This window comes from Methylomonas sp. LW13 (assembly GCF_016865255.1).
In the GTDB taxonomy this organism is placed as follows: domain Bacteria; phylum Pseudomonadota; class Gammaproteobacteria; order Methylococcales; family Methylomonadaceae; genus Methylomonas.
Genome location: NZ_CP033381.1, coordinates 3,198,777 through 3,213,133 on the forward strand (window position 1 = coordinate 3,198,777; position 14,357 = coordinate 3,213,133).

At 51.3% G+C, this 14,357-nt stretch carries 11 protein-coding genes; 3 read left to right on the forward strand and 8 right to left on the reverse strand.

Annotated features, from left to right (window positions below; genetic code table 11):
- The 7 genes from recJ to JL719_RS14530 form a co-directional block, all read right to left on the reverse strand.
- Positions 1-1,746 carry a single-stranded-DNA-specific exonuclease RecJ gene (gene recJ, locus JL719_RS14500; protein ID WP_033158096.1) on the reverse strand — a complete coding sequence of 582 codons (1,746 nt, stop codon included), beginning with the start codon at positions 1,744-1,746 and terminating at the stop codon, positions 1-3.
- A 54-nt stretch (positions 1,747-1,800) separates the two neighbouring features.
- Entirely contained in the window at positions 1,801-2,895 is a 1,095-nt protein-coding gene (gene thrC / locus JL719_RS14505; RefSeq protein ID WP_033158097.1) for a threonine synthase, read from the reverse strand.
- Positions 2,896-2,897: 2 nt separating this feature from the next.
- Entirely contained in the window at positions 2,898-4,208 is a 1,311-nt protein-coding gene (locus JL719_RS14510) for a homoserine dehydrogenase (RefSeq protein WP_033158098.1), read from the reverse strand.
- Between the two features lie 37 nt (positions 4,209-4,245).
- Positions 4,246-5,430 (reverse strand): alanine transaminase, encoded by a 1,185-nt coding sequence (alaC, locus tag JL719_RS14515; protein WP_033158099.1) that lies wholly within the window; start codon positions 5,428-5,430, stop codon positions 4,246-4,248.
- 128 nt (positions 5,431-5,558) lie between these two features.
- Positions 5,559-5,714, reverse strand: a complete 156-nt coding sequence (locus tag JL719_RS14520) for a hypothetical protein (protein WP_165385966.1) — start codon at positions 5,712-5,714, stop codon at positions 5,559-5,561.
- A gap of 78 nt (positions 5,715-5,792) precedes the next feature.
- Positions 5,793-6,911 carry a GNAT family N-acetyltransferase/peptidase C39 family protein gene (locus JL719_RS14525; RefSeq protein ID WP_084153372.1) on the reverse strand — a complete coding sequence of 373 codons (1,119 nt, stop codon included), beginning with the start codon at positions 6,909-6,911 and terminating at the stop codon, positions 5,793-5,795.
- Positions 6,908-8,005, reverse strand: coding sequence for a DUF2817 domain-containing protein (locus tag JL719_RS14530; RefSeq protein ID WP_033158158.1), 1,098 nt, complete (start codon positions 8,003-8,005; stop codon positions 6,908-6,910). Before JL719_RS14530 ends, JL719_RS14525 begins: the two co-directional genes overlap by 4 nt.
- Before the next feature lie 163 nt (positions 8,006-8,168).
- Here JL719_RS14530 and JL719_RS14535 point away from each other — a divergent pair, with 163 nt between their 5' ends.
- The 3 genes from JL719_RS14535 to JL719_RS14545 all read left to right on the forward strand — a co-directional run bounded on the left by JL719_RS14535 (position 8,169) and on the right by JL719_RS14545 (position 12,331).
- Complete coding sequence (locus tag JL719_RS14535) at positions 8,169-9,647, forward strand: RimK family ATP-grasp domain-containing protein (protein WP_033158100.1); 1,479 nt, start codon at positions 8,169-8,171, stop codon at positions 9,645-9,647.
- Entirely contained in the window at positions 9,644-10,543 is a 900-nt protein-coding gene (locus JL719_RS14540) for a carbohydrate kinase family protein (protein ID WP_033158101.1), read from the forward strand. Before JL719_RS14535 ends, JL719_RS14540 begins: the two co-directional genes overlap by 4 nt.
- Before the next feature lie 291 nt (positions 10,544-10,834).
- Positions 10,835-12,331: a serine/threonine-protein kinase gene (locus JL719_RS14545; protein WP_033158102.1), complete on the forward strand. Its 1,497-nt coding sequence runs from the start codon at positions 10,835-10,837 to the stop codon at positions 12,329-12,331.
- Positions 12,332-13,345: 1,014 nt separating this feature from the next.
- On the opposite strand, the gene JL719_RS14550 is transcribed toward JL719_RS14545, so the two are convergent.
- Complete coding sequence (locus JL719_RS14550; protein ID WP_033158104.1) at positions 13,346-14,230, reverse strand: LysR family transcriptional regulator; 885 nt, start codon at positions 14,228-14,230, stop codon at positions 13,346-13,348.
- Positions 14,231-14,357 lie beyond the last annotated feature (127 nt).

Below are 14,357 nucleotides of genomic sequence, written 5' to 3' on the forward strand. Positions count from 1 at the left end.
TTATTCCCATTTCTCCAGATAATGCAACAACAGTTGCAGGCTGCGTTGGCCGCGAAATTCGTTAATATCCAACTTATAGGCCGCGTTGATTTTTCGGCAACCCAGCCATTTTTCCGGGTGATCGGCAAAAAACGCGATTGCATCCAGCAACTGGCCGCTAAACGGCAAGCGCAACACAAACTTTAAATGCTGCTGCCCGACGATGCGGCACTGGATCACATCGAATACGCCATTGAATACCGGCTCCGGGAAGGTTTGCCCCCACACCGCCGCCTGCTGCAGCGTTTCCGCGAAGACCAAAGTCATATGCTGCTCATCCAGTTCACCATCGGAATAGACCTTCTGTTCCAGATCCACCAGTTCCAGTTTCGCTGCCACTGTCTCGGCAAAAGCCAGGGCAAAATGCGGATAGTCGTGTAGCTTAATCGTCAGACCCGCTGCCATCGCGTGACCGCCGAATTTGCTTAATATCTGTGGATGTTTGGCAGCAATCTCGCTGAGCACATCGCGAACATGCACACCGGTGATGGAACGCGCCGAACCTTTGATATCGCCATTATCTGCCGGCGCAAAGGCGATAACCGGCCTGTGCAAGCGGTCCTTGATCCGCGACGCCAGGATGCCGATCACCCCCTGATGCCAATTGCCGTCATATAAACACACACCAGCCGGCACGTGTTTTTCATCCAGAGCCTTCATTTCCGACAGCAAGACCATCGCCTCGGTCTTCATCTGCCCTTCGACTTCTTTTCGATCCTGGTTCAAGGCATGCAATTGCTCGGCAATATCATGCGCCAAGCCGGCATCGTCGGTCAGCAAACACTGAATGCCTAAGGACATATCGTCCATCCGGCCGGCCGCGTTCAAACGCGGTGCGATGGAAAAGCCCAAATCGCTGGCATGAATCCCGGCCAATTGCTTGCCGGCCACTTCGGCCAAGGCTTTGATGCCGGCCTGACATTGCCCGGAACGGATGCGCAATAAGCCTTGATGCACCAAGATCCGGTTAACTTGATCCAAAGCCACCACGTCTGCCACCGTACCCAAGGCCACGTAGTCGAGCAAACGCGCCAGATTCGGCTCCGGGATGCCGGCTTTTTCAAACCAATGCAGTTCACGTAAACGAATCCGCAAGGCCATCAAAATATAAAACATCACCCCCACGCCGGCGATGTTTCGGCTTGGAAATTTATCGTCGGGCAAATTGGGATTGACGATGGCATCGGCGTCCGGCATTTCCAGCCCCGGTAAATGGTGATCGGTAATCAACACCTTGATACCTGCAGCCTTGGCCGCTTTGACACCGTCAATACTGGATATGCCATTATCGACGGTGACAATAATCTCTGGACTCTGCCGCTTCACCAGTTCAACGATTTCCGACGTCAAGCCGTAACCGTATTCGAAACGGTTGGGCACCACAAAATCCAAGGCTTTCGCCCCGAGCAGCGCGAAGCCTTTTAAAGCTAGGGCGCAGCTGGTGGCGCCGTCGGCATCAAAATCGGCGACCACGGTAATTTTTTGCTGCTGTTTGATCGCCGACACCAAATGCTCGACCATCTCCTTCATGCCGGTCAGCAGCCAAGGCGATGGCAAGCTCGCCAAGCTCCGATCCAGTTCATCGGCACTCTGCACGCCACGGCTGCTAAAAATCCGTTGCAGCACCGGGTCCATCTCACCAAAGTGCGGATTCTTATTCTGCACCGGCCTGGGCAGGATGACTTTTTTAACGCTTTGCAAATACATATCAGGCAATAAAAAAGCCGGCAATTGCCGGCTTGTCGATGCTCATCGCTAGACTCACATCGAATCCAGAATGGCTTTTTTTACCGCATCCAGCGTCGCGTCTATCGTGATGGGTTGATCGTCCTTGCATTGCGCGATGGCGGTGTCGGGGTCTTTAATGCCGTTACCAGTCAAGGTACAGACGATGGTACTGCCTTCCGGGATGTTGCCGTTAGCGATGTCGTGCAAGGCACCCGCCAACGAGGTCGCGGAGGCAGGCTCGCAGAAAATACCTTCATAAGCCGACAGCATTTTTTGTGCGGCCAGAATTTGCGGGTCGGTAAACGATGCGAACCAACCGCCGGATTGTTTCTGCGCGGTCCAAGCACCGTCCCAGGATTGTGGATTACCGATGCGGATTGCCGTAGCGACCGTTTCCGGATTTTCCACCGGATGGCCGGCTAAAAATGGCGCGGCACCGGCCGCTTGATAGCCGCACATTACCGGACGTTTTTTGGTCACGGCTTTATGCGTGGCCGTATCGGTTGAATATTCTTTATAGCCCTTCCAGTACGCGGTGATATTACCGGCATTGCCGACGGGCAAACAATGGAAATCCGGGGCATCGCCCAAGGCATCGACAATTTCGAACGCCGCGGTTTTTTGGCCGTCGATCCGATAAGGATTGATCGAGTTAACTATGGTTACCGGCGCATGATCGGCAATTTCCTTGACGATAGACATACCGGCATCGAAGTTGCCTTTGATCTGGATGATTTTCGCGCCGTACATCATGGTCTGTGCCAACTTGCCCAGTGCAATTTTGCCTTCAGGAATTAGAACGAAGGCACGGATGCCGGCACGTACCGCATACGCCGCAGCGGCGGCGGAGGTATTGCCGGTGGACGCGCAGATAATGGCTTGACTGCCCTCTTCCACGGCCTTGGTAACTGCCATGGTCATACCGCGATCTTTAAACGAACCGGTCGGATTCAAGCCTTCGAATTTCACATAGATATCAACATCCTTACCTATCAAGCGCGGGATGTTTTGCAGTTGAATCAGCGGGGTGTTGCCCTCGCAAAGACTGATCAACCTGGTGTCGGCGGAGACCGGCAAGCGGTCGCGGTAGCGTTCGATGATGCCTGTATAGCGTGTTTGCGTTGTCATTATTATCCTAGAGTTTCCAAGCGAATCCGCGCCACTTTACCGCTGACTGTCGCCAGCGCTTCGATGGCCGCAATCGCGGCGTTCATTTCTTTTTCCAGCGTCAGTTGCGTCAGCATGATGATCGGCACGGAAGTCTCGCCTTGCGGCGGTTCTTTTTGAATCAAAGCTTCAATGCTGATGTTGTGCGCCGCCAAAATCCGGGTCACATCGGCTAACACGCCGGGCTTGTCTTCGGCGGTCAGGCGCAAGTAATAGGCGGTCTTGATTTGCTCAGCAGGCAATACCGGAATGTCGGCGATGGCATCGGCCTGGAACGCCAGATGCGGCACCCGGTTTTCCGGATCGCTGGTCATCGCTCTGACCACATCCACCAAGTCGGCCACCACAGCGGAAGCAGTCGGTTCCGCGCCGGCGCCGGCGCCGTAATACAAGGTGGGACCGACCGCATCGCCGCAGACCAACACCGCATTCATCACCCCGTCAACGTTGGCGATCAAGCGTCGCTTGGGAATTAAGGTGGGATGCACGCGCAACTCGATGCCATCCTCGGTTTTACGGGCAATACCCAAGTTTTTTATCCGATAGCCCAGGGCTTCGGCGTATTCGACATCCAGACGGGTGATTTTGGTAATGCCTTCGGTAAAGACTTTTTCAAACTGCAACGGAATACCAAAGGCAATTGACGCCAGAATGGTCAATTTATGCCCGGCGTCTATACCCTCCACATCGAAAGTCGGATCGGCTTCGGCATAACCCAAAGCTTGCGCCTCGGCCAATACATCAGCAAAATCGCGGCCCTTGTCGCGCATTTCGGTGAGGATGAAATTGCCGGTGCCGTTGATGATACCGGCCAACCATTTGATGCGGTTGCCGGCCAAGCCTTCGCGGATGGCTTTGATGATGGGGATGCCGCCGGCCACCGCCGCTTCGAACAACACCATCACGCCTTTTTTGCTGGCTTCGGCGAAGATATCATTGCCGTGCAAGGCAATCAGGGCTTTATTGGCGGTAACCACGTGTTTGCCATTGGCAATCGCGGTTAACACCAATTGTTTCGCCAGATCGTAGCCGCCGATCAATTCGACAACCACATCAATGTCCGGGTCGTTAACGATTTCGAACGGATCGGCCGTTAAGATAATGCCATCGGTAGCGCAAATCCGCGTCCGGTTCAGGTCGCGCGCAGATGCGCGGGTGACCAAGATTTCACGGCCGGCCCGGCGAGCGATTTCCCCGGCATTCCTTTTCAGTACGTTGACGGTACCGCCACCGACGGTACCCAATCCCAAAACCCCAACTGTTACCGGCTTCAAACCTGACTCCTAGCGTTATACCCAAAAATGGCGGCGATTATACTACGTTGTCTTTTTTCAGCATATTGCGGATGCTGCGCAAGGCCTGCCGGGTTCTGTGCTCGTTTTCGATCAAACTAAAGCGAATATGGTCGTCGCCGTGCTGCCCAAAACCAATGCCGGGCGATACCGCGACTTTAGCATCAATGATCAATTTCTTGGCAAACTCGATGGAGCCCATTTCCCGATAGGCTTCGGGAATTTTGGCCCAGACAAACATGGTAGCCTTGGGTTTCTCGACGTGCCAACCCATCGCATTCAAGCCGTCGCACAACACGTCGCGGCGCGCTTTGTACATCTCGCAGATTTCTTTCACACAATCTTGCGGGCCTTCCAATGCAGTAATCGCCGCAACCTGGATCGGTGTGAACGTGCCGTAGTCCATGTACGATTTAATCCGGGTCAAGGCCGCCACTAAAGTGGGATTACCGCACATAAAGCCAACGCGCCAGCCGGGCATATTGTAACTTTTAGACAAGGAGAAAAATTCAACAGCGATGTCTTTGGCACCTTCAACTTGCAGAATCGACGGCGCTACATAGCCATCGAATACGATGTCGGCGTAAGCGATGTCATGCACGATCCAGATATTGTGTTCCTTACAAATCGCCACCACTTTTTCGAAGAAATCCAGCTCCACGCATTGGCAGGTGGGATTGCCCGGAAAATTCAGAATCAACATCTTCGGCTTAGGCCAGCACTCGGCTATGCCTTTTTGCAATTCCTCAAAAAAATCGACACCTGGGGTCAACGGCACATGGCGAATATCCGCGCCGGCAATCACTACGCCATACGGATGAATCGGGTAAGCAGGGTTCGGCACCAACACTACATCGCCGGGGCCCAGGGTGGCTAAAGCCAGATGCGACAAACCTTCCTTCGAACCTATGGTGACAATCGCTTCGGTATTGAAATCCAGATCAACGTCAAAGCGCCGTTTGTACCAACCGCAAATCGCTTTGCGCAAACGCGGAATGCCTTTGGAAACCGAATAACGATGGGTATCATCGCGCTGCGCCACTTCCAGCATTTTATCGAGGATGTGTTTTGGCGTGGGCTGGTCCGGATTGCCCATGCCAAAATCGATCACATCTTCGCCTTCCGCGCGGGCTTTGGCTTTCAGCTCGTTGACGATATTAAAAACGTAAGGCGGCAGGCGGCTAATACGATGAAATTCTTCCATTAATCACTCTTGAGATTCTGAATTTTAAAGACGGCTTCTAAAAGAAAGCCGGCTAAGGTACTGTTGTTGCAAGGCGATGTCAATTTTGGTGCAGCGAGACGCTTCCGAAAATGCTGATCGGGCGAAATTTAAGGTTGCGCGGCTGTCGTTGCCGGGACTTGAGCACTATCCGCGCTCTGCTGATGCAAATAAGAACCGCCGACCAGAAAAGTCAGCACCAATAGGTACAAAACTGCGGCAATATTTTTAACTTTCTTGCTGTCGTCGTGATGCTGGTTGTTCATGAATTAAAGTCTCGTGAATAAATAGTTGCTAAGGCAATTGTAACGCTTGCGCAAGCAGCTGAGAATGAGAAGCTCGAACTAAGCACCCGGCCAAACAATGACCGCGGTCCGCAAGCGCGACTTGCCGAAACAGGACATGCGGTCGAAATCCTCACGGGCGATGGGAATAAACTGGCAATCCAACTCATTCTGCCGGCCGTCATCCGGGTCGGAATCATGCATGTACAAACAATCCTTATCAAAGCCGCTCATCACCACCCAATGCGGGGCTTTTTTGCGGTCCATCGAAAAGGTGCTGATCAAAATTAAAGGTATTGCCCCGGCTTCGAACGCGGCTATCAAGTCGTTTTGCGTGACATTGGCATAATGTATCGCCACGCCCTGCCCCGCCGCTTCACGCTTGAAACAGGTATCGACTAACTCGACGATCTGTTTTTTATCCTCGCTGCGCACACTGTCGATAAACAAGGAGCCGGTTTGATTGATCCATACTTCCACCGAAAACTGCCGGCGTTTGGCGGCTAGGGCCAAACCTATGGGATGGCAACCGCCATGTCCGGAAGTCATGAAAATCGTCGTCGCTTCGCGCCAGAGTTCGATTTCCTGCTCGCGAGACGGCAAATACGTTTTATTCAGCGCGTGCATCGCCATCATCAACGCCGCCGGGCCGCAAGTAAACGGCGTGGTTTGCCGCAGCCAATGCACCGAACGATGCTGCGGCGTATCACGATAACGGCGGATGCGCTTTTGGTAGCGCAACGCATCTTTATGGTCTTGGTAATAGTCGCGGTACAAACCAAATTTTTGGAAGCCCAGCGCCTCGTAAAGGCAGATGGCCGGCGTGTTATCCACGCTGACCTCCAGGCGCAGATACAGGCGACCGTCGTCGTTCGCGGCTTGCTCGCCGGCCAGCATCAAGGTCTTAGCAATACCCTTGCCACGTAACTGTGGGGAAACGGCTAGCGAATAAATCCGCGCCAAACGGGTACCGGGATGATAAATGATCAAAATATAGCCAACCACCAGGCCCGCCCATTCCGCCAGTAACAGGGCGCGATGATCGGAACTTAACCAATGCCGAAAACTGCGCCGGCTTAATTTATCGGTGGCAAAGCTAGCATTTTCCAAAGCCACCAAGCCCTCCAGATCGGCGCTTTGCGCCGGACGCACCGCCAACTCAGTGGCTAAAGCTGTCACGAGGACACTCCGCGCAGCGCCTGACCCAGAACCTGCCGCGCGCGAAACAACACCATTTCCTGCCAGGCGTTGTCGTTGGGACAGAAATGCTGGCGCATCACCATACTGTGCGCAAAACGCTGATCGTTAATATCCTCGGCAGCCCAGAGTTGATGATCGCGCAGCAACACTTCAAACAAGTGGTCGGTGCTGTAAGTGCCAAACTCCAGCGTGACATAACAACTTTGCGGATTCATGTTGGCGTGCCACAGATAATCTAATAAACCCAGTTTGGGTACCGAGCTTGACGTGCCCGCCAGCGGCAAAGTAACCGAATCGCCGTACCAGTGTTGCGCGACCGCTGCCCCGGCACTGTCGGGCAGATGATCGCAGATAATTTCCCCGTAACCGTAAGGACCCAGACCAGTATGCAAATCCACCACGGCCACACGGCGTTTAGCCAGACCGTGCCGATTGATCAAATCCTCGCAGACCAGCCGGCCATGCGCCGGCGCCCGGCCACCGTAAAACGGCCCGGACGGGTCGCGGTATTGGCCGCCGCTGATGGCTTTTTCCAGCGCGACTCGGCCGTATTGCCGGCTAAAATCAGCAAACGCCTGCTGTCTTTGCCCCACACCCGCCACGAATAAACATTCCCGCAACTTGTCGTAATCCGGGTTCTCCGGCAAGGGCTGGGAAAAATCGACCGCATTGCGATTCAAATCCACACCGTCGCCGTCGCAGCGCCGCGACCAGGCATAGCCCCAGGGCGTTAAGGCGTGAACCAGCAATAGCACCGTATCATTGGGAATGTCCAGCTGGCGTTTGCTTAAACCGTGCAGCAGATCAAGCTGAATCGCGCTGCCCGCAAAGCCTTCCACGCCGTGCGTCGCGGCAAGGCACACCACCACATTTTCTGCTTGTTCATCGCCTATCCAGGCGGTATCGGTCAGCAAAGATTCGCCGTCCGGCCCCAGTCCGGCGCATTGATAAATCTCGTGCCGCAGCGGCTGTTCTATCTGAGCGATGAGCGACAACCAAGCCTGGCGTGCATTGGCATAACTAGCCGGGAAAACGCGGGTATCGATTTCGGTGCCGTAGGGGGACAAACTCATCTGCATACTCAACTTGTTCGGAGACGGTGATGGTACAGTGTGGCAAACCCCTCAGCCGCAAGCAATAGGCAGCAGCAGAGGGAATTGCAGAATTCGGCTTGTCTTAAAACCCGAGTGGTTTCAAAATCCCCGCCCAACACAAACCTTTCGGGCATTTTTTACCATGGCAAGCACGCTGTTGGTCGTCGACGACCTTTCGGATTGGAATCCTTATTACCCTAGTGATCAGGTCGTCAGCTTTGAAGACTATCTGGCCAGTGAGCAAACCGATCCCGATCAGCGGGTGCGGGTGATCAATCTGTGCAGCAGCTACACCTATTTATCTGACGGCTATTATTGCTCGCTACTGGCCGAGGCCCGCAATCATCATGTGATTCCGTCGGTTAAAGTCATCAACGACCTGGGCAAGAATGCCTTGTACCGCTTGCAACTGGAAGACTTAAACCAGCCACTGGCGCGGGCGTTCAAACATCAAAACAAGAACGGCGAATTTACCCTGCACAGCTATTTCGGCACCACGCCGGAACCGGCTTTTCAAGAACTGGCGCGGCTATTGTTTGAGCGTTTCGCCTGCCCGATTTTGGAAATCAGCTTGCGCTTTGAGCAGCAATGGCAAATCACCGATCTAAAAGCCGTCTCCCCCAAGCAATTGGACGATGCCATGCAGACTTTGTTCGCCGATGCGCTGGATCGCTTCAGCAAAAAGGTCTGGCGAAAAAGCCGGACCCGAAAAACCGCGCGTTACGATTTGGCCATTCTGATCAACCCCTCCGAACAATTACCGCCCAGCAATCGCGGTGCGCTGAAAAAATTTATCGATGCCGGCCGGCAACTGGGTATTGATGTAGAACTGATTACCTTGAATCATTACGGCCGCCTGCCGGAATTTGATGGTTTGTTCATTCGCGAAACTACCGCCATCGACCATCACACCTACCGTTTCGCGAAAAAAGCGGAAGCAGAAGGTTTGGTCGTCATCGACGATCCCACCTCCATTTTGCGCTGCGCTAATAAAGTCTATCTCGCAGACTTGTTTCGCACCCACAAAGTCCCCTCTCCCAAAACCTGGATCTTGCACAAAGGCAATACCCAACATCTCGATAACTTGGAAGCCAGCGCCGGTTATCCGGTGGTGATCAAAATTCCCGATGGCTCGTTCTCGCGCGGCATCGTCAAAGTGCACAACCGTCAGGAACTGGAAAGCAAAGTCGCCGAGTTATTCGAGCAATCGGCGCTGTTGCTGGCTCAGGAGTTTTTGTACACCGATTTTGATTGGCGCATCGGTATTTTCAATCAAAAGGCTTTGTACGCCTGCCGCTACTTCATGGTGAAAAACCATTGGCAGATTTACCGGCACGGCGCCAAACGCACCGACAGCGGCAATTTCGACACCCTGCCCACTTTCGAAGTACCCAAAGGCGTGCTGGACGCGGCATTACGGGCCACGCAACCGATCGGTAACGGCTTGTACGGCGTCGATGTCAAGGAAATCAAGGGCAAAGGCTATGTCATTGAGGTCAACGACAACCCCAGCATCGACAGCGGTGTGGAAGACAAATATCTGGGCGACGAATTGTATAAAGCCATCATGAGCGAATTCCTGCGGCGGATGGATAATCGCAGCAAAGGAGTCGCGCAATGACAATCAATCCGCTCGACGTGCTTTGTATCGGCCATGCCAGTTACGATCTGGTGTTTTCGGTGCCGCGTCATCCCGGCGCCGATGAAAAAATCGTCGCCGACGACTTGCTGGGCGTTGGCGGCGGACCTGCTGCCAACGCCGCCATCACCGTCGCCAAATTGGGCGGCAAAGCCGGCTTTTGCGGCTATTTGGGTCATGATGTGTATGGCGACAGTCATTTGCGGGAGTTGCAAGAAAACGGTGTCGATACCCAGCTTGTTGTACGCGGCGCGTCGCCAACGCCGCTATCCACGGTGCTGGTCAAACCGAACGGCCAACGCGCCTTAATCAATTACAAAGGACAAACCAGCGCCCGGCCCGCCACAGCAATAGACTTTGACGACTTAGCAGCTAAAGTGCTGTTGTTCGATGGTCATGAACCGCATATTTCCCTGCGCTTACTGAATCAGTTAACCCACCCGGTACCATCGGTGTTGGATGCCGGCTCGCTGCACGACGGTACTTTGGCTCTGATGGGTAAAGTCGAATATCTGGTCTGCTCGGAAAAGTTTGCCGTGCAATATGCCGGCGATGAAAACCTGGCCTTATCCAAACTGGCGCAAATTGCCCCGGTGGTAGTCATTACCCTGGGCGAACGCGGCTTGATCTGGCAACGTGGCCAGGAGCGCGGTAGTTTAAACGCCCCGCCTATCGTCGCCATAGACACCACCGGTGCCGGCGACGCCTTTCACGGCGCCTTTGCCGTGGGCCTTGCAAATGGGATGGATTGGATAGAGTTACTACAATACGCCAGCGCCGCCGGCGCGTTTTGCTGCACCAAAATTGGCGCTAGGCCGGGTTTACCTGGCTTGAGTGAACATCAAAAGTTGCTGGAAAGCTGGATTGATGGCGATTGACTTGAACAAACAAGAAAAGACAGATAAGCCGCCGTTCAATCGTGCGCTTAGCTTGCTTAATCGCATTTCGAAGCCAACACTCCTCCGATTACGCCATTTCTGATCGGAGCGGGCTGCAATTGGATGATTACCAGATAATTTTTTGTCACCGATGATATATAGAAGAGGAAACTATATGCATATCAAAATATTTTTGTTTCAAAGAGTATTTTTATTAAAAATACTGAAACAATCTAATTAATAGTTATATGGAAAATTCAAGCATGGATAAGCAAACGCCTAGGAATAAAAATGTTTAGAGTTAATGATTGTGTCAAATTTGAAGGTAAAGAATACCTTATCTCAAAATTCTTAGGCCAAGGTGGAATGGGACATGTTTTCTTAATTGAAGAAAAGGCCGGAGACTCTAAATTCGCGCTGAAGTCTTTACAACATTATCTTCCTGATGACAATAATCACCGCTCTCTAATAAATGAGTGGGAAAAAGCAAAAAAAATATCTCACAAAAATACGATTCGTTATCACGGCTTTCACGACGGTTTATCAGATCCTAGAACACCATACATTATCACCGAATTAGCTAATGATGGCTCCCTAGAAGATTTTTTGAAACATCAGACTTGCTTATTGGATGAAGATGCTTGCTTGGAAATTTTTCATCAAATTATCGATGGAATGGAAGCTGTCAATGAAATACTAGTTCACCGAGACATAAAACCAGACAACATATTTATAGATAATGGGGTTTTTAAAATAGCAGATTTTGGCTTAGCAAAAATAGCTGAAGAAAAAACACGCTCGAAAACCTTCAAGGGATGGGGTACTGAGCCGTACATTGCACCAGAAGCTTATCGGGCTGAAACCAATACAATTCAAATGGATATGTACTCGATAGGGCATGTTTTTTATCAAATAGCAGCTTTAAGTCATGCTTTTGGTGCCCAGAGTAACTGGGAGCAAGCACACCTCACCATTGTCCCTAGAGCCTTAAATGAAGCGAATGCAAATATTTCACCAAAAGTTGCGTCTGTCGTTAAAAAATTAATGGCAAAAAGACCTGGTGATCGCTACAAAACTTGGGATTGCGTAAGAAAAGATCTTATCTGTTCCGTTCAAAATGTTGGTGATCATAAATCGGCAATTGACAAAATACTGAAAAATAAGATCTCAAAAGATCTGGAAGCTGAAAAAGCATTGTCAGAACAACAGTTAAGGGACAAAGAGTTGCAACGAAAAAATGATATTTTAAGTTTTCAATTTAGAAATGAGGTGTTTCAGCCTATCGGCGATTTTGTTGATAATTTCAACAAGGTTTCAGGATCAGGCGTTGAAATGAGACTTTCTGCAATTTCAGGAAGGAGCGATTTGACTTGTAAAATTATTTTTGAAAGTAAAACCGTCAACATATGGTTTCATCCCCTAACTGAGTCAGACGTACTTAGCCGCTATGCAAATGATATGTGGGGGGATAAAAGACTTTACATTACTAAACCTACCATGCAAGGTAAGGCAGTTATGGCTTGGGGTGGAGTAGAGTGTTCAGATAGGACGGGTTTGAATATTATTTTGGTGTCCTCAGAATCTGATGAATACGGTGATTGGTATTTATTGAAAAACACACATTCTGGTTTGACTCGCTATAGAGAAAATAGGCCTGATCCTTTTGCTTTTACTAGCGATGAGCTATTAAAGGAAATACACAATATTGGTGTCACGCATGTTTATAATTTAAACGCAAAACAACTAGATATTAGTGAGTTAATAGATTTCATATCTAACGCTTTATGATACCTCTCAATGCATGACGCTATCGCTTATGCATCCTACGACTGTGGACGATTATATGCTGGCAAACGAACAAGGCCATAAGGTGCGCTGACTATAGGGTGCCGCCGTTAGGCGCACCGTTCGCGATCATTGCGCCTCGCATGGCTCGGCACAACCTATACAATTTGAGATTACCGCTAACAGCTATAGGTCAATCAACAGACCTTCGTCAGAAAAACCAACCGTCTGCCTATGACCGGTAACCGCGCAAGCCTGCCAACAATACATGGATCAATTGCATTCAAGTCCAGGGCGATGGGTAGGGCCGAGCATGATTTTTCTTTGGGGCGTTCGGAATTTCCCCCTCATTCGGGCCTCGACGCCTCGCGCTAATCGCATTGAGCTATTCGCGCAAACCCCGTTCGCTCGGACTCAAACTAAAACACGTTGCCGCCTGGCTTAGTAAGCTGGCGATTAATAAAGAAAGCTTTGCGACAATAGCAAAATACCTCGTGTGCGAGCCTAATCCCTTTGCGCGCGAGGCATTCTGCTTTACTGGCGAATGAATTTGCCTCGCTCGCAAGGCTTTTAGTTTTAATCGCCAGGCTGGGCAGGCTTGCGCGCAAGGTAAAAAGGATTGCGACGATAGCAAAATACCTCATGCACAAGCTCAAACGAGTTGCGCGCTAGGCGTTTTGCCGGACGGGCAAATCAATTTGCCTCGCCCGGAAGGCTTTTAGGTTTATTTGCCAGCTTGGCAGGCTTGCGCGTAAGCTAAAAAAGTTTTCGACAATAGCAAAAGACCACGTTCGCGAGCCTAAATGCTTTGAGCGGAGCGTCATCTGCCACGTTGGCTAAAACTCTCGGTGCATCATGCAATTCTTTATGTATCCAGTGATTGCGGACAATTTTACGTCGGCACATGAACAGTTTGATGTCTTTGAATTGGCTTGAGGAAGCAAGCCTAGCCAATAGGTACGCGGTGCGTATCTAAATTCTTAGGGATTTTCACTTGATATGCTTACCCAAAATCCACTACCGCTCAAAATACTCCAACAAAAAGTCAATAAACGTCGTCAACTTGGCTGGATAAAACCGCCGTTGCAGATAGGTAGCATAAATGGCGATGGCCGGACGGCGGTATTGGCTGAGGATTTCTATGAGTTCGCCGCTTTTTAAATACGGTGCGACCGACAATCTAGGCGCTTGCACAATACCCATCCCCAGGGCCGCCGCCTGGCACAATGCGCGCCCGTTGTTGGATGCCAATACCCAATCGGATTTGATTTTTTTTAATTCGCCGTCAACATCAAACAACCAAAATTCGCCATGCGGGGTATCCACGTAGTGTAAGCATTGATGCTTGTTCAGCTCGTCTATGCTCTGCGGGCAGCCTTTTTCCGCCAGGTAGGCCGGCGCGGCATAGGTGCACAATTCGGTCTCGGCAATCTTGCGCGCCACTACGCCGGGGTCTAGGGTGTCAGTCACCAACAGGGAAATGTCGATACTGCCGACCCGCAAATTCGGCGGCTTGTTATCCAGCGACATTAAAATCTTCACTTCCGGGTAGCGCTGCAAATACGCTTCTATGGCTGGCACCATGTACATGCCACCAAAATCGATGGGTGCGCTGATCTTGATGGTGCCTTTCACCCGCTCGCCCAATTGTGCGGTGGATGCTTCCAAATCGGCCAAATCTTCCAGCAATTGCTTGCTGCGGTTGTAGTAGGCTTCGCCGGCACTGGTCAGGCTTAGGCTGCGCGTAGTCCGATGCAGCAATACCACACCCAGGGATGCTTCGAGTTGGGCGATATACTTGCTAATCATCATCGTCGATAGCTTTAACTCCTTCGCTACCGCAGAAAAAGTCCCTAACTCGACGATTCGGCAAAATACCCGCATGTTGTTAAACTTGTCCATGACGCCTTCACTATAAACTTAAGGTTTATATTTTATAAACCAATTAGCGTCTTTAAACCAGGATTCCGCTTGGCTACAATGCCGCCCGGAGATAGTCGTTACCTCGTCTGGTTTGCTGTTCAGGCCA

Coding starts and splice junctions, on each gene's coding strand:
- JL719_RS14530 (WP_033158158.1), bottom strand. CDS start 8,005: ATGAGTTTGTCCCCCTACGGCACCGAAATCGATACCCGCGTTTTCCCG.
- alaC (WP_033158099.1), bottom strand. CDS start 5,430: ATGGAAGAATTTCATCGTATTAGCCGCCTGCCGCCTTACGTTTTTAAT.
- JL719_RS14545 (WP_033158102.1), top strand. CDS start 10,835: ATGTTTAGAGTTAATGATTGTGTCAAATTTGAAGGTAAAGAATACCTT.
- JL719_RS14535 (WP_033158100.1), top strand. CDS start 8,169: ATGGCAAGCACGCTGTTGGTCGTCGACGACCTTTCGGATTGGAATCCT.
- JL719_RS14540 (WP_033158101.1), top strand. CDS start 9,644: ATGACAATCAATCCGCTCGACGTGCTTTGTATCGGCCATGCCAGTTAC.
- JL719_RS14520 (WP_165385966.1), bottom strand. CDS start 5,714: ATGAACAACCAGCATCACGACGACAGCAAGAAAGTTAAAAATATTGCC.
- thrC (WP_033158097.1), bottom strand. CDS start 2,895: ATGACAACGCAAACACGCTATACAGGCATCATCGAACGCTACCGCGAC.
- JL719_RS14550 (WP_033158104.1), bottom strand. CDS start 14,230: ATGGACAAGTTTAACAACATGCGGGTATTTTGCCGAATCGTCGAGTTA.
- recJ (WP_033158096.1), bottom strand. CDS start 1,746: ATGTATTTGCAAAGCGTTAAAAAAGTCATCCTGCCCAGGCCGGTGCAG.